This is a genomic window from Raineyella sp. LH-20 (assembly GCF_033110965.1).
Taxonomy (GTDB): Bacteria; Actinomycetota; Actinomycetes; order Propionibacteriales; family Propionibacteriaceae; genus Raineyella.
Genome location: NZ_CP137003.1, coordinates 3,156,078 through 3,178,937 on the forward strand (window position 1 = coordinate 3,156,078; position 22,860 = coordinate 3,178,937).

General features: G+C 69.7%; 15 protein-coding genes, 3 tRNA genes and 1 pseudogene. 6 read left to right on the top strand and 13 right to left on the bottom strand.

All coding sequences use genetic code 11. From position 1 onward, the window contains the following. Window positions 1-69: 69 nt before the first annotated feature. Complete coding sequence (locus R0146_RS13945; RefSeq protein WP_317690460.1) at window positions 70-783, top strand: DUF4386 domain-containing protein; 714 nt, start codon at window positions 70-72, stop codon at window positions 781-783. A gap of 276 nt (window positions 784-1,059) precedes the next feature. Here the strand turns inward: R0146_RS13945 and leuD are convergent, their stop codons facing one another. Both leuD and leuC read right to left on the bottom strand, forming a co-directional pair. Next, window positions 1,060-1,665 (bottom strand): 3-isopropylmalate dehydratase small subunit, encoded by a 606-nt coding sequence (gene leuD, locus R0146_RS13950; RefSeq protein ID WP_317690461.1) that lies wholly within the window; start codon window positions 1,663-1,665, stop codon window positions 1,060-1,062. A 12-nt stretch (window positions 1,666-1,677) separates the two neighbouring features. Beyond that, complete coding sequence (gene leuC / locus R0146_RS13955; protein WP_317690462.1) at window positions 1,678-3,093, bottom strand: 3-isopropylmalate dehydratase large subunit; 1,416 nt, start codon at window positions 3,091-3,093, stop codon at window positions 1,678-1,680. A 206-nt stretch (window positions 3,094-3,299) separates the two neighbouring features. Here leuC and R0146_RS13960 point away from each other — a divergent pair, with 206 nt between their 5' ends. After that, the gene (locus R0146_RS13960) at window positions 3,300-4,028 is read left to right on the top strand and encodes an IclR family transcriptional regulator (protein WP_317690463.1); all 729 of its coding nucleotides are present in this window, start codon (window positions 3,300-3,302) and stop codon (window positions 4,026-4,028) included. A 230-nt stretch (window positions 4,029-4,258) separates the two neighbouring features. Here the strand turns inward: R0146_RS13960 and R0146_RS13965 are convergent. Continuing rightward, window positions 4,259-6,466, bottom strand: a pseudogene (locus tag R0146_RS13965) (6-phosphofructokinase); the annotation flags it as partial. 88 nt (window positions 6,467-6,554) lie between these two features. Between R0146_RS13965 and R0146_RS13970 the strand changes: the two are divergent. Further along, window positions 6,555-7,148 carry a DNA-3-methyladenine glycosylase gene (locus tag R0146_RS13970; protein WP_317690464.1) on the top strand — a complete coding sequence of 198 codons (594 nt, stop codon included), beginning with the start codon at window positions 6,555-6,557 and terminating at the stop codon, window positions 7,146-7,148. Between the two features lie 56 nt (window positions 7,149-7,204). On the opposite strand, the gene R0146_RS13975 is transcribed toward R0146_RS13970, so the two are convergent. Then, window positions 7,205-9,139: an ABC transporter ATP-binding protein gene (locus tag R0146_RS13975; RefSeq protein ID WP_317690465.1), complete on the bottom strand. Its 1,935-nt coding sequence runs from the start codon at window positions 9,137-9,139 to the stop codon at window positions 7,205-7,207. A gap of 75 nt (window positions 9,140-9,214) precedes the next feature. Then, window positions 9,215-11,254, bottom strand: coding sequence for an NAD(+) synthase (locus R0146_RS13980; RefSeq protein ID WP_317690467.1), 2,040 nt, complete (start codon window positions 11,252-11,254; stop codon window positions 9,215-9,217). A 203-nt stretch (window positions 11,255-11,457) separates the two neighbouring features. On the opposite strand from R0146_RS13980, the gene R0146_RS13985 reads away from it, so the two are divergent. Beyond that, on the top strand, window positions 11,458-11,640 hold the full coding sequence (locus R0146_RS13985) for a hypothetical protein (RefSeq protein ID WP_317690468.1): 183 nt from the start codon (window positions 11,458-11,460) through the stop codon (window positions 11,638-11,640). A gap of 167 nt (window positions 11,641-11,807) precedes the next feature. Continuing rightward, window positions 11,808-11,993 (top strand): hypothetical protein, encoded by a 186-nt coding sequence (locus R0146_RS13990; RefSeq protein WP_317690469.1) that lies wholly within the window; start codon window positions 11,808-11,810, stop codon window positions 11,991-11,993. A 106-nt stretch (window positions 11,994-12,099) separates the two neighbouring features. On the opposite strand, the gene R0146_RS13995 is transcribed toward R0146_RS13990, so the two are convergent. From R0146_RS13995 to R0146_RS14030, 8 genes are all read right to left on the bottom strand, one after another. Continuing rightward, window positions 12,100-14,064, bottom strand: coding sequence for a potassium transporter Kup (locus R0146_RS13995; RefSeq protein ID WP_317690470.1), 1,965 nt, complete (start codon window positions 14,062-14,064; stop codon window positions 12,100-12,102). 48 nt (window positions 14,065-14,112) lie between these two features. Continuing rightward, window positions 14,113-15,978 carry a potassium transporter Kup gene (locus tag R0146_RS14000; protein ID WP_317690471.1) on the bottom strand — a complete coding sequence of 622 codons (1,866 nt, stop codon included), beginning with the start codon at window positions 15,976-15,978 and terminating at the stop codon, window positions 14,113-14,115. A 306-nt stretch (window positions 15,979-16,284) separates the two neighbouring features. Beyond that, a tRNA-Glu gene (locus R0146_RS14005) sits at window positions 16,285-16,357 on the bottom strand. A gap of 807 nt (window positions 16,358-17,164) precedes the next feature. After that, window positions 17,165-17,237, bottom strand: a tRNA-Glu gene (locus tag R0146_RS14010). A gap of 71 nt (window positions 17,238-17,308) precedes the next feature. After that, window positions 17,309-17,383, bottom strand: a tRNA-Gln gene (locus R0146_RS14015). A gap of 279 nt (window positions 17,384-17,662) precedes the next feature. Continuing rightward, window positions 17,663-18,640 (bottom strand): CPBP family intramembrane glutamic endopeptidase, encoded by a 978-nt coding sequence (locus tag R0146_RS14020; protein ID WP_317690472.1) that lies wholly within the window; start codon window positions 18,638-18,640, stop codon window positions 17,663-17,665. A gap of 1 nt (window position 18,641) precedes the next feature. Next, window positions 18,642-20,126 carry a glutamate--tRNA ligase gene (gene gltX, locus R0146_RS14025; RefSeq protein ID WP_411567208.1) on the bottom strand — a complete coding sequence of 495 codons (1,485 nt, stop codon included), beginning with the start codon at window positions 20,124-20,126 and terminating at the stop codon, window positions 18,642-18,644. 44 nt (window positions 20,127-20,170) lie between these two features. Beyond that, a complete protein-coding gene (locus R0146_RS14030; RefSeq protein ID WP_317690473.1) occupies window positions 20,171-21,013 on the bottom strand; it encodes a fumarylacetoacetate hydrolase family protein in 843 nt (280 codons plus the stop codon). A 534-nt stretch (window positions 21,014-21,547) separates the two neighbouring features. Here R0146_RS14030 and R0146_RS14035 point away from each other — a divergent pair. Further along, the gene (locus tag R0146_RS14035) at window positions 21,548-22,849 is read left to right on the top strand and encodes a thymidine phosphorylase (RefSeq protein WP_317690474.1); all 1,302 of its coding nucleotides are present in this window, start codon (window positions 21,548-21,550) and stop codon (window positions 22,847-22,849) included. Window positions 22,850-22,860: the final 11 nt, after the last annotated feature.

The window sequence follows — 22,860 nt, forward strand, 5'->3', positions numbered from 1 at the left end:
CCGTACACCACACACTGAAGGTGTACGGCGTACACCACCGTGTCCCGACGCCCGAGAGGAACCCACGTCATGTCCCACCCACGTCGCCTCGCCCTGATCGCCGGCCTGCTCTACCTCGCCACGGTCGTGACGTCGATCCCCGCGCTGGCGTTGAAGGCGCCCATCCTGAAGGACCCTGCGACGCTCGCGAGCCCGACTGTCCGTACGGCCCTGCTCGGCGCCACCCTGCTGGAAGTGGTCCTGGCCATCAGCTGCATCGGCACGGCGGTGGCGCTGTACCCGATCGCCCGTCGCCAAAGCGAGATCGCGGCACTCGGTTTCGTCACCTCGCGAGTGGCGGAGGCGGGCCTCGTCCTGCTGGGCGTCGTCGCCATGGCATCCCTGACGACGGTCATCGGCGGCGAGACCGGGACGGCATCCGCTGCGGTCCCAGGCGCAGCGTCGGCTCTGGTGGCGGTCCACGACTGGGCGTTCCTGCTCGGTCCGGGTCTCGCCCCGGCGGTGAACGCGCTACTGCTCGGCTCGGTGATGTACCGCTCCGGCCTGGTGCCGCGGATCATCCCTGCCGTCGGACTGATCGGCGCTCCGCTGCTGATGGCGTCGGCGGCCGGCACGGTGTTCGGCCTGGTCGACCAGGTCTCCGCGCTCGGCGGACTCGCGTCGCTCCCGGTGGCCCTGTGGGAGATCTCGCTCGGTCTGTGGCTCACCGTGAAGGGCTTCCGACCCGAGGCCGTCGCACGGCTCGTCGACCGATCCGTGGAGCCGGTGCCGGTCACCGCCTGACGCGCCGCCGTGGCACGCACGAGTGACCGATCCACACCGCGGCCGACCCGAGATCACGACCATCCACAGGGGACGGCAGCGCACACCACGACGCGCCTCGGCCGGGAGCCATGACAGCTCCCGGCCGAGGCGCGTCAGCGAAGGGCAACCCCTGACATCCGAACGCAAGCGAGGGTCGCCTGGAGGTGACGGCGGCGTACGCCGGACAACCAGGCCCTCGGTTCGTGACGGCCGCCGTACATGACGGCCCTCCGGACATGACGGACGCCGTGTGGCTCAGTCCTGCGTACGCAGCGGAAGAGTGGTGACCTTCCAGCTCGGCCGCTTCGCCTCGTACGCAGCGATCTCGTCCTCGTGGGTGAGCGTGACGCCGATGTCGTCCAGCCCGTTCATCAGGCGGTAGCGGGTGTAGTCGGGCACGTCGAAGGACGCGACCAGGTCACCGGCGGTGATGGTCCGCGCGTCGAGGTCCACGGTCACCTGCAGGGAGGGATCGGCCTCGGTGGCGTCCCACAGCTGCTCGACGACCTCCTGCGGGACGACCGCGACGAGCAGGCCGGACTTGCCGGCGTTGTTGCGGAAGATGTCGCCGAAGCGGGAGCCGATGATGACCTTGAAGCCGTAGTTCTGCAGCGCCCACACCGCGTGCTCACGCGACGAGCCGGTGCCGAACTCCGGACCCGGGATCAGGATGGTGGCACCCTGGCGCTCCGGCTTGTTCAGGATGAACTCCGGGTCCTGGCGCCAAGCGGCGAACAGGCCGTCCTCGAAGCCGGTCTTGGTGATCCGCTTGAGGTAGACCGCCGGGATGATCTGGTCGGTGTCGACATTGCTGCGGCGCAGCGGCAGCGCCGTGCCGGTGTGCTCGATGAACTTCTCCATGGCGATGACTCCTCAGGCGTTCTGCAGGACGGGCAGGTCGGCGGGACCGGCCAGGTGACCGGCCACGGCGGTGGCGGCGGCCACAGCCGGCGAGACGAGGTGCGTACGACCACCCTTGCCCTGACGGCCCTCGAAGTTGCGGTTCGAGGTGGAGGCGGAGCGCTCCCCAGGCTTCAGCTGGTCGGGATTCATGCCGAGACACATCGAGCAGCCGGCGAAGCGCCAGTCTGCCCCGGCCGCGGTGAAGATCGCATCCAGGCCCTCGTCGATCGCCTGCTGGCGGACCCGCTGGGAGCCCGGGACGACGAGCATCCGTACGCCCTCGGCGACCGTGCGGCCCTCGAGGACGGACGCGGCCAGCCGCAGGTCCTCGATCCGGCCGTTGGTGCAGGAGCCGACGAACACGGTGTCGACCGGGATCTCCTTCATCGGGGTGCCGGCGGTCAGGCCCATGTACTCCAGCGCCTTCTCGGCCGCCGTACGGTCGACCGGATCGGCGAAATCGGACGGGGACGGGACGGCGGCGGACAGCGGCACCCCCTGGCCGGGGTTGGTGCCCCAGGTGACGAACGGGGTGAGGGCGGTGGCGTCGATGTCGATCTCGACGTCGAAGGTGGCGTCGTCATCGGTGCGCAGGGTCCGCCAGTAGGCGACCGCCGCCTCCCAGTCGGCACCCTGCGGGGCGTACGGACGGCCCTGCAGGTAGCCGAAGGTCTTCTCGTCGGGCGCGACCAGGCCGGCCTTGGCGCCCCACTCGATGGACATGTTGCAGATCGTCATCCGGCCCTCCATCGACATGTTCTCGATGGTGGAGCCGCGGTACTCGACGACGTGGCCCTGGCCGCCGCCGGTGCCGACCTTGGCGATGATCGCCAGGATGACGTCCTTGGCGGTGACACCGTCAGGCAGCTCGCCGTTGACATTGACCGCCATCGTCTTCAGCCGTGCCTGCGGCAGGGTCTGGGTGGCGAAGACGTGCTCGACCTCGGAGGTGCCGATGCCGAACGCCAGGGCCCCGAAGGCGCCGTGGGTGGCGGTGTGCGAGTCACCGCAGACGATGGTCATGCCCGGCTGGGTCAGGCCCAGCTGCGGGCCGATGATGTGCACCACGCCCTGGTCCAGGTCGCCCAGGGAGTGGATCGGCAGGCCGAACTCCGCGGCATTGGCCCGGACGGTGTCCAGCTGCAGCTTGGAGACCGGGTCGGCGACCGGGGCGAAGATGTCGTCGGTCGGGGTGTTGTGGTCCTCGGTGAGCATCGTCAATTCGGGACGGCGCACCCGGCGGCCGGCCTGGCGCAGGCCGTCGAACGCCTGCGGGCTGGTCACCTCGTGGGCGAGCTGCAGATCGATGTAGAGCAGGTCGGGCTCGCCGTCCGCGGACCGGACCACATGGTCCTCCCAGACCTTCTCGCTGAGGGTCTTACCCATCGAATGTCCTCCATCCGGATCAACCAGGACCGTACGGACGCCGTCCTGCGAGACCGCCGACGCCGCGACACCGCAGCAACCAACCCGACTCATCTCACAATGAAAGACCGTGGTCCCATTTCGTGAGATCAGCGTAGCAACACCTCCACCGTTTCCGGTAACGATGGCGACTTGCGTTTCACATCCCGAGACTGCAATATCGATATATGGATAACGGAAGCGGAGTCGGCGTCCTCGACAAGGCGGCATTGGTGCTGAGCGCCCTGGAGACCGGTCCCACCACGCTCGCGGGACTCGTCCAGAGTACGGGCCTGGCGCGCCCGACGGCTCATCGTCTGGCGGTCGCGCTGGAGCACCACCGCCTGGTCGCCCGCGACCTGCAGGGCCGGTTCGTGCTCGGCCCGCGACTCGCCGAGCTGGCCGCCGCCGCCGGTGAGGACCGGCTGGTCGCCACTGCCGGCCCGGTGCTGGCCCGGCTGCGCGACATCACCGGGGAGTCGGCACAGCTCTTCCGCCGCCAGGGCGACATCAGGATCTGCGTCGCCGCCGCCGAGCGCTCCTCCGGACTGCGCGACACCGTCCCGGTCGGCAGCCAGCTGACCATGTCGGCCGGCTCCGCCGCGCAGGTCCTGCTCGCCTGGGAGGACCCGGACCGGATGCAGCGGGGCCTGGAGTCGGCCGAGTTCACCGCCGTCGCCCTGACCGGCGTACGTCGGCACGGCTTCGCCGAGTCGGTCGCCGAGCGCGAGCCCGGGGTCGCCTCGGTGTCGGCGCCGGTCCGCTCCCCCTCCGGCAAGGTGATCGCGGCCGTCAGTGTCTCCGGACCGATAGAGCGTCTCACCCGTCAGCCCGGCCGACTGCACGCGCCGGCCGTGATGGCCGCGGCGGATCGGCTCAGCGAGGTGCTGCGGCGCTCCGGCGGCCAGGAGTCCTGACCGCGGCCCACGGGTGACGGGCGGGGCCCCGGCGCGGTGAACGCTCCGAGACCGACCGGCGTCAGCGCACCGCGGCCGACGGCGATCGGCCCGGCGTCAACCGACGAACCTGCCGGTCAACCGACGAACTTGCCGCGAGCCCGACGCCGGCCGGCCTTCTCGCCCCGGGCCTGGGCCGCGGCGAGCTCGCCCGGCGCGGTCCCCAGCGGCTGGTCGGCGAACGAGCGGGTGTTGACCTTCGCCGCCACCTCCCGCAGGCTCAGCCACCACTGGTCCGTGGGCCGGCGGGCGACCATGTCGACCATGTCGTCGAACTCCTTGAACGGCGTCATCGCGTACGCCTCGTCGCTCTCCGTCGCGAAGACGTAGCCGGCGGTGCCCGCGGCGAACTGCCGGTCGAGTTCCTCGATGGCGACGGCCGCCAGCCGGGTCGCCACCAGTCGGTCGAACGGGGTGGGATTGCCGCCCTGTTGGATGTGTCCCAGGATCAGCGGCCGTACGTCGAACAGGTCGCCACCCTCCGCCTCGAAGAGCCGGGCGAGGAAGTCGGCCGTGTAGTACTCGGCCGCCTCCTCGTTGCGGACCGCGAGGTAGAAGCGCCGGCCCTGCTCGAACGCTGCGCGCATCTGGCGGACGTCCTCCTCCAGCATGGAGATGGTGATGCCCTCCTCGTTGAGATACACCCGCTCGGCGCCCGCGGCCAGTCCGCTGGCCTGGGCGAGGAAGCCACAGTTGCGGCCCATCGTCTCCACCACGAAGCAGCGCCGGCTGGCGGCCGCCGACTGCTTGATCCGGTCGAGCGATTGCATCGCCGCGTTGAGGGCGGAGTCCGCGCCGATGGCCATCCGCCACCCGGGAAGGTTGTTGTCGATGCTGGCCGGCACCACGACGATCGGCAGGTCGAACGCGGGATAGCGTCGCCGTTCGGCCATCATCAGCGCGACGGCCTCGTACGCGTTGAAGCCGCCGATCACCAGCAGTGCATCCATCGCGTTCTCCTCGATGGTGCGGGCGATGCCGTAGAGCTCCTCCGAGCCAGGCACCTCGCGGCGGGTGCCCAACTCGGCCCCGCCCATCCCGGTCCAGCCCTCGACGTCGCCCCAGGCGAACTCGCTGACCCGGCCCCGCATGAAGCCGGGGAAACCGCCCTGGATGCCGAGCATCGTGTGGCCGGCGTCGATGCCCAGGCGGACCGCCGCCCACACCGCCGTGTTCATCCCCGGCGCCAGGCCGCCGGCGTGCACGATGCCGATCCGCTTGGTGCGCTGCCCGTGGGTGACCCGCGGTTCGGCCTCGGCGAGGGCGTGGAAGATGTCCACCATCCGCCGGAAGCCGTGTCCGCGCCCCTCCACCGCAGCGTCGAAGTCGTGGGCGTGGACCTGGTCGGCGATCGCCCGGGTCGCCTGGACGGCGTCGGCCAGCGGACGTCGGGTGATCCGGTTGCGATGCACCCCGATGACGACCGGGACGGTGGTCCGGGCCGCGGTGAGCAGTTCATCGGCGGCCGCCACGCCCACCATGGATGACATCCACCGGTCGTACGCGGTGGGCGAGCCGCCGCGCTGGACATGGCCGAGGATGGTCACCCGGGCGTCCTGGCCCAGGTTGTCACGCAGCGCCTGGCGGACGTCGTCGCAGCTGATCGGGTTGCCGGACCGATCCCGGGCGCCCTCCGCCACGATGATCAGCGAATCGCGCCGTCCGGCCTCGCGGCCGCGCACGATCAGCTCGCACATGTGCTGCTGCCAGCCCTCTTCCGGCGGTGCCTCGGGGATGAACATGAAGGCGGCGCCGCCGGCGACCGCGCTGTTCAACCCCAGGTAGCCGCACTCGCGGCCCATCACCTCGACGATGAAGATGCGTTGGTGACTGGCGGCGGTGGAGGCGATCGCGTCGACCGCCTCCATGATCCGGTGCAGAGCGGTGTCGGTGCCGATCGTCATGTCGGTGCCGACCATGTCGTTGTCGATCGAGCCGACCAGCCCGGCGATCATCAACTCAGGGTGGGCATCGGCCACCTCGCGCTCCAGCCGCCCCTCGGCGACGAGTTCGTCGAGCAGTTCGCGCCACTCCTGGCGCAGCATGTCCGCCCCGGTCAGCGACCCGTCGCCGCCGATCACGGCGAGCCGGTCGATGCCGTGACTGACCAGGTTGAGCGCTGCCGTCCGGCGGCCGTCGCGCTCGCGGAACTCCTGGCACCGGGCGGTGCCGATCACCGTGCCACCACGCTGCAGGATGCCCGAGACGTCGTCCCATTCCAGCGCGACGATGTCGTCGCCACCGTTGACCGCGCCCTGCCAGCCCTCCCTCACCGCAAAGACTTCGGCGCCGGCCGCGATCGCCGACCGGACGACCGCGCGGATCGCCGGGTTCATGCCGGGGGCGTCACCACCGCTGGTGAGAACACCGATACGTACGGGTCCGGAATGCTCGAGCATAGGGTGTCCTTCCGCAGGTGACGACGAACGCGCCCAGTGTATGGACCTCCCGTGTCCCCCAGCTGGGGTGGGGTGGGACAGTGGCGTGGTGCTGCCCGATCTGTCCCGCCCTGCCCTCGACGTGGCCCCACTGCTGGTGGGCTGCCGCCTGCAGGCCGGCCCGGTCACGGTCCGGCTGGTCGAGGTCGAGGCGTACGAGGGGAGCGCCGACCCGGCCTCCCACGCCTACCGTGGCCGGACCTCCCGCAACGCGGTGATGTTCGGCCCGAGCGGGCACCTCTACGTCTACACGCTGCACGGGTCGGTCTGCTGCAACGTGGTGTGCGGCCCGGAGGGGACCGCCACCGCGGTGCTGCTGCGGGCCGGTGAGGTCGAGGCCGGCCGGGAGGTGGCCCGGGCACGGCGGTTGGCGCATCGGGGCTCACCGCTGCCCGACCGGGACCTCGCCCGTGGTCCGGGGAATCTCTGCCGGGCGTTGGGGATCACCGCAGCGGACAACGGCGCCGACCTGCTCGGGGGTGGCGCCCTGCAGCTGTTGCCGGCGGAGCGCTGCGCGATGGACCTGAGCACGGGTCCCCGGGTGAACGTGTCCACCGCGGCCGACCGGCCCTGGCGGTTCTGGGATGCCTCCTCCGGATCGGTGTCGCTGTTCAAACGTCATCCGCAGGCCGCGAACGGCTGAGGTGGGCCGGAGCGCGGAGGCGCCCAGGAGCCCTGGGTGCAGCCCTGTGCCGCGGCTCAGCGCTGACCGGCTGCCGCGCCGGTCACCCCGAGATGCGCATCCGGGTCGCCGACGCCCGGGCCCACGTCGATGCCGTACGCGGTGAGCCGGGCGCGGTCGGCGAGGTCGCCGGAGGCCTGCAGGGCCAGCAACTCGGCGTAGATGCCACCGGAGACGGCGAGCTCGGCCGGGCTGCCGATCTCGTCCACCGCCCCGTCCCGCAGGGTGACGATCCGGTCGACGGTGGAGATGGTGGACAGCCGGTGGGCGATGATCAGCGTCGTACGGTCCGCCATCAGTTCCTCCAGCCCCTCCTGCACCAGCCGCTCGGACTTGGTGTCCAGCGAACTGGTCGCCTCGTCCAGCACCAGCACCGGCGCGTCCTTGAGCAGCGCGCGAGCCACCGCGACCCGCTGCTTCTGGCCGCCGGAGAGCTTGACGCCGCGCTCGCCGATCACCGCCTCGTACCCCTCGGGGAACCGCCCGATGAACCGATCGGCGTTGGCGCGCCGGGCAGCCTCGGCGACCTCGTCATCGGTGGCGTCCGGGCGTCCGTACGCGATGTTCTCCCGGATCGTCCCGGAGAACAGCGACGGGTCCTGGAAGACGACGCCCGTCGTCCGTCGCAACTCCTCGACCGGCATCGTGGTGATGTCGCGGCCCTGCAGGCTGACGATGCCGCCGTCCGGCGGGTAGAGGCCGAGCAGCAGGTTGACCAGGGTCGACTTTCCACCACCGGACTCCCCCACCAGCGCGATCCGTTCGCCCGGGTCGACGTGGAACGTGATGTCGCGCAGCACCGGCCGTCCCGGCGTGTAGGCGAAGTCGACGTGGTGGAAGGCGAAGGCGTGCGCGTCGACCCGGCCGCCGCCCGCCGATGCGGCGCCGGTGGCGGCCCGCGCAGGCTCCACCATGTCGGCGGCTGCAGCAGCGTCGGACGCGCCCGCGGTGTCGGCCGGCGCCACCGGTAGGGCTCGACGGACCTCCGGAGTCTGGTCCATCACCTCGAAGTACGACCGGGAGCCGGCGATCGCCCGCTGTCCGGAATCGACGATGAAGCTCATCATCGTCACCGGCGTGCGGGCCATGCCCATCAGTTGCAGCAGGAGCACCATCACGCCGATGCTGAAGGCACCGTGCGCGGTCTGCAGGAAGAGCACCAGATAGATGCCGAGGAAGGCGAGGTTGAGCACGGCCCGCCGCGCGGTGTCCATGCTGTGCCAGTGCCGGGCCTGCTCCCGGGTCATCCCGATGGTGGCACCGTAGCGGTCGCCGAAGATCGCCAGCTCCGAGCGCTCCCGGACGAAGCTCTTCACCACGCGGATCTGGCCGATCACCTCGGAGAATCGGCCGTTGGCGACATCGATCAGGTCGTTCTTCTCCCCCTCCAGCCGCTGCCAGTTCGACGACGTCCGGGTGGTCAGCCACATGTACGCCGGGAACATCACCGCCAGCATCACCGCCAGCGGCCACGAGTAGACGGCGCTGATCACCAGCACCGCCACGGTCGTCACCAGCATGGTGAAGAACGTGTTCGCCATCGACTTGAGAAAAGTGGTGACCTCGGCGATCGAACGCGACAGCCGCCCGATGATGGTGCCGCTCAGCTCGTCGTCGAAGTACCGCTGGGGCAGGCCGAGGAGCTTCTCGAAGTAGCGCACCGAGAGGATCTGCCGCAGCCGGGCAGACATCGTGTCGCCCAGGTAGCCGCCGACGTTGGTGAGCACCGTGTTGAGCAGTTCGGCGGCGAGCAGCCCCAGGGCCAGCCAGACGATCGTCCGGACCGTGCCGCCCTGGCCGCCGGCCAGCGCGACGACCTCGTCGGTGGCCCGCCCGATGACGAACGGGGTCACCAGGGCGGTCAGCGACATCAGCAGTGAGGTGACGACGATCCCCAGGTAGTACGGCCAGAGGTCCTTGGTGGTGGACAGGATCCTGACGAGGGATCGCATGCGCGCTCCGGATGCTCGACGACGGGGACGGTCCCCATGCTAGGGCGCACCGGTGACAACGTCGTACGCCCGGGCTCAGGCCTCCGGGACGTCCCGCTCCAGCTCGGCCAGCCAGGTCCGTGCCGCGGTGTCGGAGGGCATCCGCCAGTCGCCACGGGGCGACAGGGCCCCGCCGGCCATCACCTTCGGACCGTTGGGCAGCGCCGACCGCTTGAACTGGTTGCCGAAGAAGCGCTGGAGGAACACCTCGAGCCAGTGCCGGATGGTGGCCAGGTCGTACGCCTCCCGCTCGTCGGCCGGGTAGCCGGGCGGCCAGGCGCCCCGCTCCGGGTCGTGCCAGGCGTGGTGGGCGAGGAAGGCGATCTTCGCCGGCCCGTAGCCGAGCCGGAGCAGGTGGTGCAGGGTGAAGTCGTGCAGGGCGTACGGTCCGATGGAGTCCTGGGTGGACTGTGGCTTCTCGCCGTCGGCGACCGGGATCAGCTCCGGGCTGATCTCGGTGTCGAGGATGGAGCGCAGGATCGCCGCGGTCTCCTCCCCCACCTGCCCCGACGCGATCACCCAGCGGATCAGGTGCTGGATCAGGGTCTTCGGCACTCCGGCGTTGACCCCGTAGTGGGACATCTGGTCGCCGACACCGTACGTGCACCAGCCGAGGGCCAGCTCGGAGAGATCACCGGTGCCGACGACGATCCCGCCGCGCTGGTTGGCCAGCCGGAACAGGTAGTCGTAGCGCAGCCCGGCCTGGACGTTCTCGAAGGTGACGTCATAGTGCGGCTCCCCGTCGGCGAACGGGTGGCCCATGTCAGCGAGCAGCTGACGGGCCGCGGGCCGGATGTCGAGCTGCTCGAAGGTCACCCCGAGCGCCCGGCACAGCTCCTCGGCATTGCTGCGGGTGTGCTCGGTGGTGGCGAACCCGGGCATGGTGAAGGCGAGGATGTCGGTCCGCGGCCTGCCCAGCAGGTCCATCGCCCGGGCCGCGACGATCAGCGCGTGGGTGGAGTCCAGGCCGCCCGACACACCGATCACCGCCTTGGGGGTGCCGATGGCGGTCAGCCGCTGCGCCAGCCCGGCGACCTGGATGTTGTAGGCCTCGTAGCAGTCGAGGGCGAGCCGCTCCGGATCGTCGGGGACGAACGGGAACCGGTCGACGTGGCGTTCCAGCCCGATGTCGTGACGCGGCGGGTCGAGCCGGAACCGGACCGTACGGAACGCCTCCGCCCGCGCAGCGTGGGTGCGCCGGTTGTCGTCGAAGGTGCCCTGCCGGAACCGTTCGGCGGTGAGCCGCTGCAGGTCGATGTCGGCCACCGAGCACCGCCACCCGTGGGGGAACCGCTCGGTCTCCGCCAGCAGGTCACCGTCCTCGTAGACGAAGGTCTGCCCGTCCCAGGACAGGTCGGTGGTCGACTCGCCCTCCCCGGCCGCCGCGTAGACGTACGCCGCCAGGCAGCGCGCCGAGGCGGCGCGGGCCAGCAGTTTGCGGTGCTCGGCCTTGGTCACGGTGATCGGGGAGCCGGAGAGGTTGGCCAGCACCGTTGCGCCGGCCAGGGACGCCTCGGCGCTCGGCGGCACCGGCACCCACATGTCCTCGCACACCTCGGCGTGGATCACCAGCCCCGCGACGTCCTCGGCGGCGAACAGCAGGTCGGGACCGATCGGCACCGTACGGCCGGCCAGCGTCAGCTCGCCCCGGATGTCGTCGCCCGGGGCGAAGTGCCGCCGCTCGTAGAACTCCCGGTAAGTGGGGACGTACGCCTTGGGCACCAGGCCGAGCAACTCACCGCGGTGCACCACCGCCGCGACGTTGAGCAGCCGATGGCGGTGGCGCACCGGCAGACCCACCATCAGCACCGGCAACAGGTCCCGGCTCGCCTCGACCAGGTCGGCCAGTGCCTGCTCGGCGGCGTCCTGCAGCGGGCTCTGCAGCAGCAGATCCTCCAGCGAGTAGCCGGTGAGACACAGCTCGGGAAACACGGCCAGCCCGACGCCGCGCCGGGACAGCTCCTCGGCCGCCTCGAGGACGGCCGCCAGGTTGCGGTCCGGCTCGGCGGCACTGACCGGGACGGTGACCGCGGCGACCCGGACGAACCCCTGGTCGTACGCCGATGCGAACTGCACTCCGGACTCCTCGGGTCGATAGCTGCTGCGGAGACCAGCCTAACGACCGACGGACGCCCCAGCGGCCCGCCACCCGGACCTGGGCGACGGGCCACCGTGGACCGCGCGTAGGAACCCCCGGCCGACCCGCCGAAGACATCCCGCTGCGTTCGCTGCCGCCCTAGGATGGCCATCACCATCGGATCAACCACCGGGAGGACGCGATGAGCACCGACGACGACGGCATCTCCGAGGTCGACCGCGCCGACAGCGTCGAGACGGATCCGTACGATCCTGACGCCCGCGAGGCCTTCACCGACGAGCGTGAGGAACCGATCGAGGACGACGACAGCGAGGGGGCCGACGAGGCGGATCCTCGGGGCGACGAGCCACCGCAGGTGGACTGACCCTCGACGCGACACTCCGGCGCGCTCCGGGCACCCGGCGTGACCGGTGTGCACAATGGAGCCAAGGACCACCACGGTGACCTCGAACGACAAGGGTCCGGCTCCCGGGGCCGGGCCCTTTCGTCTGCCCTCACCCGGTCCTCCGCACACGAGACGGGAGTCACGGCATGCCCACGGCCTCAGATGAGCCCGACACCACCACCATCGAGGTCACCCGCAAGCAGGCGAGGACCGACAAGGCCGCCGTCGATCTGGCCCGGACGGTCTATCTGGCGATGACCGGCCGGCCGGCGCCCGCCACTGTCGACGTGGTCGCCCACAAGGACCGGTGGGACGTCACCTTCACCGAATGAGACCGGTCTGCTCCGGTCGGATCACTCCCCGGTGAGGGCCCGCCGGCTCACCGGCTCGCCCAAGGAGACCCGACGTCATCGAGCGACGCCGCTCTCCCCCACCGCCTCACAGTTCCAGTTCGGCGCCCATCACGACCGTACGGTCCGGCGGCAGGTGGAAGACCTCGGTCCGCGACGCGGCGTTGTTCGCCAGCAGCACGTAGAGCCGCTTGCGCCACCCGGCCATCTTCGCGTCCCCGGACGGCCGCAACGTCAGCACGGACAGGAAGTAGCGCACCTGTTGCGGCTCGACGTCCAGCTCGGAGCTGCGGCCGACGGCCAGCGCCAGGCCGCGGGGGATGTCCTGGGAATCGTTGAAGCCGACGTGCACGCTGATGTGCACGATCCCGTCGGACGGATCGCCCAGGTCGTGCACGTGCACCCGTTCCTTGTGGCGGATGTGCGGCACGTTCTCGTTGACGATCTCGACCAGGATGACGTGCTCGAACATCGCGTGGGTGAACATCACCAGGGTGCGCAGCGCCAGCGGCGCGGTGGTGCTGTTCGGGTGCGGGAAGACCGCGATCCCCGGGATCCGTGGCAGCTCGGAGTTGTGCACCGCTTCGATGAACTCGTCCAGCGGCCCCTCGAGCTCCTGGCGGCGACGCGACACCAGGAGGAAGCCCCGCCGCCAGGTGGTCATCACCAGGATGACCAGCACCGCGATCAGCAGCGGCAGCCAGCCACCGCTGATGATCTTCGCCAGATTGGCGGCGAAAAAGAAGATCTCGACGAGCAGCACCGTGACGCCGTACACCACGATCTTCCAGGTCGGCTCGTGCCAGCTCATGTGGGCCAGCAGGATGAACAGCAGGCTGGTGAGCAGCAGTGTGCCGGTCACCGCCAGACCGTACGCCGAGGCGAGGTTGGCCGAGCTGCCGAAGATCGCGATCAGGGCGAGCACGCCCAGGAAGAGGGCCCAGTTGACCAGCGGGACGAAGATCTGGCCGCCCTCCTCCTTCGAGGTGTGCTTGACCAGCAGGCGGGGCAGCAGGCCGAGGCGTACGGCCTGCCGGGACACCGAGAACGCCCCGGAGATGACCGCCTGCGAGGCGATCACCGTCGCCATCGTGGCCAGCGCGACGAGCGGCAGCCGCGACCAGTCCGGCGCCATCTGGAAGAAGGGGTTGGCGATGGTGGCCGGATCGTTGAGGATCATCGCGCCCTGCCCGAGGTAGTTGAGCGCCAGGGCGGGGAACACGATGGCGAACCAGGACAGCTTGATCGGCTGCGGGCCGAAGTGCCCCATGTCGGCGTACAGCGCCTCGGCACCGGTGATCGTCAGCACCACCGCACCCATCGCGATGAACGCGGTGAGCGGATGCTCGACGACGAACACCACGGCGTACGTGGGCGAGATCGCCCGCAGGATGCCGGGGTGCTGGATGATGTGCGGCACGCCGAGCAGGCCGACGACGACGAACCAGACCGTCATCACCGGGCCGAAAGCGCGGCCGACCGCCGCGGTCCCCCACCGCTGAATGAGGAACAGGGCCGAGAGGATCACCACCGACACCGGCAGGACGAGCTGCTCGAAGGTCGGGTTGACCACGGTGAGACCCTCGATCGCCGACATCACCGAGATGGCCGGGGTGATCACCGAGTCGCCGTAGAAGAGCGCCGCGCCGAGCATGCCGAGAGCGAGGACGACGGCGGTGCGCCGGTTCTGCTGCAGCTTGTCGACCAGCAGGTGGGTGAGGGCGAGGATGCCGCCCTCACCGTCGTTGTCGGCCCGCATGACGAGCACCACGTACTTGAAGGTGACGATCAGGGTGATCGACCACAGCACCATCGAGATGACGCCGTAGACGTCGACCGGGATCGGCTTCACATTGTTGTGGTCGATGCTGAACACGGTCTGCAGCGCGTACAGCGGGCTGGTGCCGATGTCGCCGAAGACCACGCCCAGCGCGGCCAGCGCCAGCCCGGGAAGCTTCGACCGGCCGTGGACCGGTGTGATCGTCGTGGTGTCGAGATCCCTGCCCTGCCCCGCGCGGGAACCGTCAGGGTCCCCACCCTTGAGTGGACGCATACGCTTCATCCTCGGTTCGTGACCTGCCCGACGGGTGATCCCGGCGGGTCAGATCTCCATCTCGGCACCCATCACCGCCGTACGGTCCGGCGGCAGATGGAACACATCGGCGCGCGACGCCGCATTGTTGGCCAGCAGGACGAAGACCCGCTTGCGCAACGTGGACATCCGTGAGCGTCCGGTCGGCTGCAACGTCAGCACCGAGAGGAAATAGTGCGCGTCCCCGGGGCGGATGTCCAGTTCCGGGGTGCGACCGACCGCCAGCGCGAGCCCCTTCGGGATGTCCTGGGAATCGCTGAAGCCCACGTGGACACTGATGTGGACGATGCCGTCGTCCTCGAATCCGAGGTCGTTGACCTGCACCCGGTCCACATGGCGGATATGCGGGACGTTCTCGTTGACGATCTCGATCAGGATGACGTGCTCGTGCACGACGTGGTTGAAGTACACGTTCGACCGCAGCGCCAACGGAGTCGTCTCACGATTGGGGTGCGGATAGACCGCCACACCCGGGACCCGAGGGATGTCGCTGTCCCGCAGGGCCTCGACGAACTCGTCCAGCGGGCCCTCCAGCTCCCGGCGATGAGCGGTCACCAGTGCATACCCCTTGCGCCAAGTGGTCATCACCGCCAGGACCAAGGTGGCGATCAGCAGTGGCAGCCAGCCGCCACTGACCACCTTGGCCAGGTTGGCGCCGAAGAAGGCCAGCTCGACACCGATCACCACGACGATGTAGACGACGATCTTCCAGGTCGCCTCCTTCCAGACCATGTGGGCCAGGGAGAGGAAGAGCAGACTCTCCAGCATCAGGGTGCCGGTCACGGCCAGACCGTACGCAGAGGCGAGGTTGGTCGAGCTGCGGAAAATGACGATCAGGGTGAGCACGCCGAGGAAGAGGATCCAGTTCACCGCCGGCAGGTAGATCTGGCCGCCGGCGAACTTGGAGGTGTGGCGCACCAGCAGGCGGGGGAACAGGCCGAGGCGTACGGACTGGCGGGCCACCGAGAACGCGCCCGAGATGACCGCCTGGGAGGCGATCACGGTCGCCGAGGTGGCCAGCACGACCAGCGGCAGGGTGGCCCAGTCGGGGGCGAGGTTGAAGAAGGGATTGGTGATCGTGGTGGGATCCTCCAGGATCATCGCCCCCTGACCGAAGTAGTTGAGGGCGAGACAGGGGAAGACCAGCACGAACCAGGCCAGCCGGATCGGACCCTTGCCGAAGTGACCCATGTCGGCGTACAGCGCCTCGGCACCGGTGATGGTGAGGACCACCGCGCCCATCGCGATGAAGGCGATCAGCGGATGAGCGAGGACGAAGCCGAGGGCGTAGTGCGGGGAGACCGCTCCGAGGATCTGCGGGTGGCTGATGATGTGCGGGATGCCGAGTGCCGCCACGGTGAGGAACCACAGCGTCATGATCGGGCCGAAGAACCCGCCGACGGCGGCGGTGCCGAGCTTCTGGACCAGGAACAGGCCAGAGAGGATGACCACCGCGGCCGGGGCCACCCACTGTTCCAGGCCGGGGTTGACCACCGTGAGGCCCTCGACCGCCGACATCACCGAGATCGCCGGGGTGATCACCGAGTCACCGAAGAACAACGCCGCACCGGTCATCCCGAGGCCGGTGACGATCGCGATCCGGCGCCCGGAGGTCACCTTGTCCCGCAGCAGTGCGGTGAGCGACAGGATGCCACCCTCGCCCTCGTTGTCGGCCCGCATGACGAGCGAGATGTACTTGAACGACACGATGATGGTGAGCGTCCACAGCACCATCGAGATGACCCCGTAGACGTCCTCAGGGGTGGGCTTCACGCCGTTGTGATGGGTCGCGAAGACGGTCTGCATCGCGTACAGCGGGCTGGTGCCGATGTCGCCGAAGACGACCCCCAGGGCGGCGAGGGCGAGTCCCGCCATCGGGCTCCTCGTGTGGCCGTGGCCCTCCCGGACGGTGGGGATCATGGTGAGGGTGACGTCCGTCGGTCGGCCCGATCTCCCCAAGGAGCGGGCACGATGTCGGCCTTCGGGTGCGCGCATGATGCCAGTCTCCCCCTGAGAGGACTCTTGGTGCCAATGGTCCGGAACAGTCGCGTCAGAGGCGGGGCAGCAGGCGGATCGTACGGCGGCGTCGGGCCGCGAGGCGTACGGCGGCGTCGGGCCGCGAGGCGACGATCGGGATGCAGAATGCCCGGTCATCCTGTGGATGACCGGGCATTCATGCGGTAGCCCCGACGGGATTCGAACCCGCGCTACCGCCTTGAGAGGGCGGCGTGCTAGGCCGCTACACAACGGGGCCCTAGCTGTCCCCGTCGACCCGGGAACCTGCGGAAGCTTAGCAGGTGACCCCTCGACTGCTCAACTCGGCGGCGGACGCCAAGGTCGACTCCGGCCGTCGTCGACACCGGAACACGTTCAACCCCAACCAGCGTCGACACCTGGCACGTTCGACTCCGCGGCAGCTTGGCGGCGTACCGCGATGATCTCCAACGCGTCGCCGCCGGTCGGTCACAGCCGGATTTCTCACGCGTGGCGGGTTCCTCCCGCCTGCTCCACTGCGTACGGCCGCTCCTTGTCAAGGAACTTCGGCTCCGACCGCAAACTCGTTCCATCCAGCGGCCCCGCTTTCGTGCAGCCGCCTCCCTTCCATGCAGCCGCTCCCCTTCCATTCAGCCGCCTCGCTTCCATGCGGCCGCCTCGCTTCCATGCAGCCGCTCCCCTTCCATGCACCCGCCTCACTTTCAGTCATCTGCGCCCCGCCGACGCGCGGCGGATGACTGAAAGCGGAGCGGCTGGCGGAAACCGCGGCGAATGCGGCTGAGAGAACGTGGCCACTGGCTTCGAGGACCGTCTGGACACGGGACCTCGGGACACGGGACCTCGGGACGGGGGACACTCAGCGGCTCCACTCCGACACCTCGTCCGGCAGACGCCGGACCGCGCCGCTACGTGGGCACGGCTCGTCCCCATGGGAACCGCTTTTCTCGAACTGCGCCACCGGCCTCATTCACCCGTGAGCTCATCGATCCCAGGAAGGAAAAGGAGCGCCTCGGGACCCGAGGAATAGATAAAATCCCCCCGTCATCGACGGAGGGATTTCTCTCAGTAGCCCCGACGGGATTCGAACCCGCGCTACCGCCTTGAGAGGGCGGCGTGCTAGGCCGCTACACAACGGGGCCCTAGCCGATTTCCAGTCCTGCCGGAAATCTATGAAAGCCTCTCAGAAATCATGCATTCCGAAAAGCTTCCGTGGTTGGGGTACAAGGACTCGAACCTTGACTAAGTGAACCAGAATCACTCGTGCTGCCAATTACACCATACCCCAAGGGTTTGCCGCCCCGGGGGGCAACGACGTGTAACTCTAGCGCACCAATCCCGTACAACACAAATCCGCTGAGTGCTGTCCGCAGCGGTCGGCCCCTGCCGCCAAAAGGCCCGTCCCGGCGCACTCCCGGACCCCTCAGGCACGCCCGGCAGCCACCGTGATCGGGCCTCGGACTGGAGCATGAGAGCGCCCCGCCCCGCCCCGCCCCGTCGAGCGGACACGGCGGTGACACGAGCATCTCGATCCAGCCGACGTCAGGCCCGCCCCGACCAGCCGACGTCAGGCCCGCCCCGGGACGGCCGCCGGGACGGTCGTGGTGGTGCCGATCCGCATGGCCCGCGCGATCCCCCAGGCGGCCAACGCGTAGACCGCGTAGCCGCCCACCCCGATCAGGGACCCGAGCCAACTGGTCTCGGTGACCGTACGCGAGGCGGCGATCCCGACCGTCAGGCCGGCCCAGACGTACGCGAAGACGTTGTTGACCACGTGGCCGGCGATACCGGCCTCCAATCCCCCGGTCAGCCACACGAGCAGTGCGGCGACCAGCCCGAACGCCAGTCGGTTGAGGAAGAGCGGCACGTTCTGCGAACCGTGCATCACGGCGAAGATCAGCGCCGAGGTGATCACGCCGAACCAGGGGGTACGGGTGAGAGATCCGAGGGCCTGCATCAGATAGCCACGGAAGAAGTACTCCTCCCCCGTCGCCTGCACCCAGGTCGTGGTCAGGATCACCACCAGGAATCCCCAGAAGCCCTGCTGCGGCACCAAATGCACGGCGGTGCCGTCGATCAGCCAGGTGACGACCTGCATGGCATTGAGCACCACCACGGCGACGATCGCGCAGACCGCCAGGTAGCGCCAGCGGATCCGCGGCCCGACGGACGCCAGCCAGCGCGGCGCGGTCCGGTGGATGCCCGCCACCATCAGCCAGGACACCGGGATCAGGCAGCCGATGGCGAGGTTCATCGCCAGCATGCCGGCGGGATTGAGGTAGGCGGCCGCGTCCCGGGCGAACTGCTGATAGGCCTGTCCCCGTCCGGCCACCAGCCAGGCGACGCCGATCACGAGGCCGGGCAGTGCCGACATCACGCTGAGATAGAACACGAATCCGGCGACCACGCCGATCACGGTCCGCCAGCCCTCCGTGCCCGGGCGGCGCAACACCCCCGGGTACGCCACTCCGGGCTGCGGGTCCTCGTACCCCCCGACGAACGTCTCGAAGCGTCCGCGGCCCGCCGGCACCGGAGTGCGCGCCACCTCAGCCCCTCGGGATCGTCGCCAGCGCCCGGTCGATGCGCACCAGGCACGACGCGCGGCCCAGCAGCTCCATCGACTCGAACAGCGGCGGGGAGACCTTGCTGCCGGTCACGGCGGTCCGCACCGGGCCGAACGCCTTGCGCGGCTTGAGACCCATCCCGTCGACGAGGGCGCCCCGCAGGGTCGCCTCGATCGCGGCGTGGTCCCAGTCGATCTCGGCGAGGGCGTCGCGGGAGGCGCGCAGCACCTGCCCCTCTTCGGCCTTGAGCGCCGCGCCGGCCTCGATCTCCAGCTCCTGGTCCGGGGTGAAGAGGAAGGCGAGCTTGTCGACGGCCTCGGACAGACTGGTGAGTCGCTCCTGGATCAGCGGGGCGGCACCGACCAGCAGCCGCTGCTCGTCCGCGGTCACCGGGGTCGCCACGTACTGCGCAGCCTGGAGGAACGGGGTGATCTGCGTCGCCAGGTCCTCGGCACTGAGCAGCCGGATGTGGGCGGCGTTGATCGCCTCGCACTTCTTGTGGTCGAAGCGTGCGGCGTTCGCGTTCACCCGACGGATGTCGAAGGCCTCGGCCATCTCCGTCATGCTGAACACGTCCCGGTCGTCGCTGATCGACCAGCCGAGCAGGGCGAGGTAGTTCATCAGCCCCTCGGGGAGGAATCCACGCTCGCGATACTCCTCCAGGCCCGATCCCTTGTCACGCTTGGAGAGCCGCTTGTTGCCCTCGCCCATGACGATCGGCAGGTGTCCGAAACGGGGGGTGATCCCGGAGCCGACGCCGATCTCGGCCAGCGCCCGGTAGAGGACGATCTGGCGCGGGGTCGAGGAGAGCAGGTCCTCACCGCGCAGCACGTGGGTGATCCGCATCAACGCGTCGTCGACCGGATTGACCAGGGTGTAGAGCGGCTCGCCGTTGGAGCGGACGATGGCGTAGTCCGGCACGTTGCGGGTGTCGAAGACCACGTGGCCGCGCACCAGGTCGTCGAACGCGATCTCCCCTTCGGGCATCCGCATCCGCAACACGTGCGTACGTCCCTCGGCCTCGTACGCCGCGACCTGATCCGCGCTGAGGTCGCGGCAGTGGCCGTCGTAGCCGATGGTGTCGCCGCCGCGCAGCTTCTCGCGCTCCTCCAGCTCCTCGCGGGTGCAGTAGCACGGGTAGGCGGCGCCGGATGCCACCAGCTTCTCGATCACGTCGCGGTAGATCTCGGTGCGCTCCGACTGGCGGTAGGGGGCGTACGGGCCACCGATGTCGGGGCCCTCGTCCCAGGTGATGCCGAGCCAGTTCAGCGAGTCGATGACGTTGTCGTACGACTCCTGGGTGGACCGGGCCAGGTCGGTGTCCTCGATCCGCAGCACCAGGGTGCCCCCGTAATGACGGGCGAACGCGTAGTTGAAGAGTGCGGAGCGTACGTTGCCGACGTGCAGGTTGCCGGTCGGCGACGGTGGGAAGCGCACCCGGACGTCTTCCGGGGCGATGTCGCCCAGGACGTCCACATCGGTCCTGCCGTGCTGGTCGGTGCTGGTGTCACTCACTTCGCGTTGTCTCCGCTGGTCGAGATGGTGTCCGTCACGGATGTGGGGACGAGGGTGTTGGTCAGGGTGCCGATGCCATCGATGGTGACAGCTACCTCCTGGCCCGGTTCGAGCCGGCCGACGCCCGCCGGGGTGCCGGTGAGGATGACGTCGCCCGGAAGCAGGGTGGTGAAGCTGGTGATGTAGGCGATCAGCTCGGCGATCGGCCGGATCATCAGCGCCGTCGAGCCGTGCTGGCGCTGCTCCCCCGCGACGGTCGTGGTGATCATCAGGTCGGATGCCTCGGCCAGGGTGAGGTGGGTCGCGATCCACGGCCCGAGCGGGCAGGAGGTGTCGAAGCCCTTGGCCCGCGACCACTGCTTGTCGGGTTCCTGCAGGTCGCGCAGGGTGATGTCGTTGGCGACGGTGTAGCCGAAGATGACCTCCTCGGCGCGGTCCACCGGGACGTCCTTGCAGATCCGTCCGATCACCACCGCGAGCTCGCCCTCGTAGCTGATGAAGGACGACGCCGCGGGCGGCACGATGATCTCGTCGGGACCGATCACCGCCGTGTTGGGCTTGTAGAAGCACAGCGGCGTGGCGGGCACCTCGTTGCCCAACTCGGCCGCGTGGGCGGCGAAGTTGCGCCCGACGCCGACGATCTTCGACCGTGGGATGACCGGAGCGAGGAGGCGTACGTCGCTCAGCCGGTGTCGCGCGCCGGTGTACTGGACCGGACCAGCCAGCGGATCCCCGGTGAGCGTGCTCACACTGTCGGGATGTGCACCGCCGTCCTCGGCCAGTTCGACCACGCCGAACTCTGGGTCCTGGCCGGCGGTCGAGTAGCGTGCAATTCGCATTGCCTCACCCTATCGCGATCGTACGCACTGCCGGTTTCGCAGCCGAGGCACGGGCCGAGGCGACGGGGCGCCGTCGGCGGGGCGGGGCCGACGAGGCTCCGGATCGAAGGGGCGGCAGAGGCACCGGACCGAGGAGGCACCACACCGGTCCCCGCCGACGAGGCACCACTCTGGGTCGGGAGCGCCGTCAGCGAGGCCGCGGACCCGGCTATGCGTTGTGCTGATGCGTTGGTGCGGAAAGACACGCATCAACCCATCAACGCAATGCATGACCGATAGAGACGCATGACCGATAGACGGGCCGCACCGCCCCGGCGAAGACGCCGGTCGGTCCGCCCACACCCGAGATCAGGCCGCGGAACGGCTCCGTTCACGATGCCGGGTGATCCAACCGAGGGTGCGCCCGACCAGCTCGGCATCGTGGCCGGTGTGACGCACGGCGTCCTCGATGTCATCCAGAACAGCCGGCCTCACCACGGACGTCTGCCACTCGCACCTGCCCGCCGGCCCCGACGCCACGGCATAATCGGCCCCATGAGCCGACCCTTCGACCCGCAGCGGTTCGCCGTCGTCGACCTGATCCGCCGCAAGCGGGACGGTGGCAGCTGGTCCGCCGACGAGGCCCGCTGGATCATCGAGGCCTACACCGCCGGGTTCGTCGCCGACGAGCAGATGTCTGCCCTCGCCATGGCGGTGTTCTTCCGCGGCATGTCCGCCGAGGAACTCGACCCGTGGACGCGGGCGATGATCGACAGCGGCGTACGACTCGACTACTCCGGTCTCGGCCGCCCGACCGTCGACAAGCACTCCACTGGTGGTGTCGGCGACAAGATCACCCTCATCCTCACCCCGCTGGTCGCGGCCTGCGGGGTGGCCGTCCCCCAGCTGTCCGGGCGCGGACTCGGCCACACCGGCGGCACGCTCGACAAGCTCGAGTCGATCCTCGGCTGGCGTGGGGACCTGAGTGCCGATGAGGTCCGGCGCCAGCTCGTCGAGGTGGGTGGGGCGATCGTCGCCGCCGGCCCCGAGCTGGCCCCCGCCGACCGCAAGCTCTACGCGCTGCGCGACGTCACCGGCACCGTCGAGTCGATCCCGCTGATCGCCTCCTCGATCATGTCCAAGAAGATCGCCGAAGGCACCGGGGCCCTGGTGCTGGACGTCAAGGTCGGCTCCGGGGCCTTCATGAAGGACACCGTCGACGCCCGCGAGCTGGCCCGCACCATGGTGCGGATCGGGACCGGCGCCGGCGTGCGGACCGTCGCGCTGCTGTCCGACATGTCGACCCCGTTGGGATGGACCGCCGGCAACGCGCTGGAGGTGGCCGAAGCCGTGGAGGTGCTGGCCGGCGGGGGGCCGGCCGACGTGGTCGACCTGACGCTCGCCCTGGCCCGCGAGATGCTCGCCACGGTGGGCATCGACGCGGACCCGGCCGAGGCGCTCGCCTCCGGGCGGGCGATGGATCGATGGCGCCGGATCATCCGCGCTCAGGGCGGCGACCCGGAAGCCCCGCTGCCCACCGCACTGGAGACCGAAGTGGTCACCGCCCCCGCCGACGGGATCGTCGAGCGCCTCGACGCGATGGCGGTGGGCCTGGCGGCGTGGCACCTCGGCGCAGGACGCGTACGCAAGGAGGACGACGTGCAGGCGGCCGCTGGTGTCGAGTTGCACGCGAAGCCGGGCGACGTGGTCCGGGCCGGGCAACCTCTGCTCACCTTGCACACCGACACGCCGGAACGGTTCGCGGCAGCGCGCGGCGCGCTGGAGGGTGGCATTGGGATCGCACCGCCCGGCACCACCGTGGTCACCACCCCGCTGATCCTCGGTCGGGTGGCCTGACGCCGGTCCCC

What these genes read in the sequence shown, in the direction of transcription:
- R0146_RS13945 (WP_317690460.1), top strand. Translation starts at nt 70, where the DNA reads ATGTCCCACCCACGTCGCCTCGCCCTGATCGCCGGCCTGCTCTACCTC.
- leuD (WP_317690461.1), bottom strand. Translation starts at nt 1,665, where the DNA reads ATGGAGAAGTTCATCGAGCACACCGGCACGGCGCTGCCGCTGCGCCGC.
- leuC (WP_317690462.1), bottom strand. Translation starts at nt 3,093, where the DNA reads ATGGGTAAGACCCTCAGCGAGAAGGTCTGGGAGGACCATGTGGTCCGG.
- R0146_RS13960 (WP_317690463.1), top strand. Translation starts at nt 3,300, where the DNA reads ATGGATAACGGAAGCGGAGTCGGCGTCCTCGACAAGGCGGCATTGGTG.
- R0146_RS13975 (WP_317690465.1), bottom strand. Translation starts at nt 9,139, where the DNA reads ATGCGATCCCTCGTCAGGATCCTGTCCACCACCAAGGACCTCTGGCCG.
- R0146_RS13985 (WP_317690468.1), top strand. Translation starts at nt 11,458, where the DNA reads ATGAGCACCGACGACGACGGCATCTCCGAGGTCGACCGCGCCGACAGC.
- R0146_RS13990 (WP_317690469.1), top strand. Translation starts at nt 11,808, where the DNA reads ATGCCCACGGCCTCAGATGAGCCCGACACCACCACCATCGAGGTCACC.
- R0146_RS13995 (WP_317690470.1), bottom strand. Translation starts at nt 14,064, where the DNA reads ATGCGTCCACTCAAGGGTGGGGACCCTGACGGTTCCCGCGCGGGGCAG.
- R0146_RS14000 (WP_317690471.1), bottom strand. Translation starts at nt 15,978, where the DNA reads ATGGCGGGACTCGCCCTCGCCGCCCTGGGGGTCGTCTTCGGCGACATC.
- R0146_RS14030 (WP_317690473.1), bottom strand. Translation starts at nt 21,013, where the DNA reads ATGCGAATTGCACGCTACTCGACCGCCGGCCAGGACCCAGAGTTCGGC.
- R0146_RS14035 (WP_317690474.1), top strand. Translation starts at nt 21,548, where the DNA reads ATGAGCCGACCCTTCGACCCGCAGCGGTTCGCCGTCGTCGACCTGATC.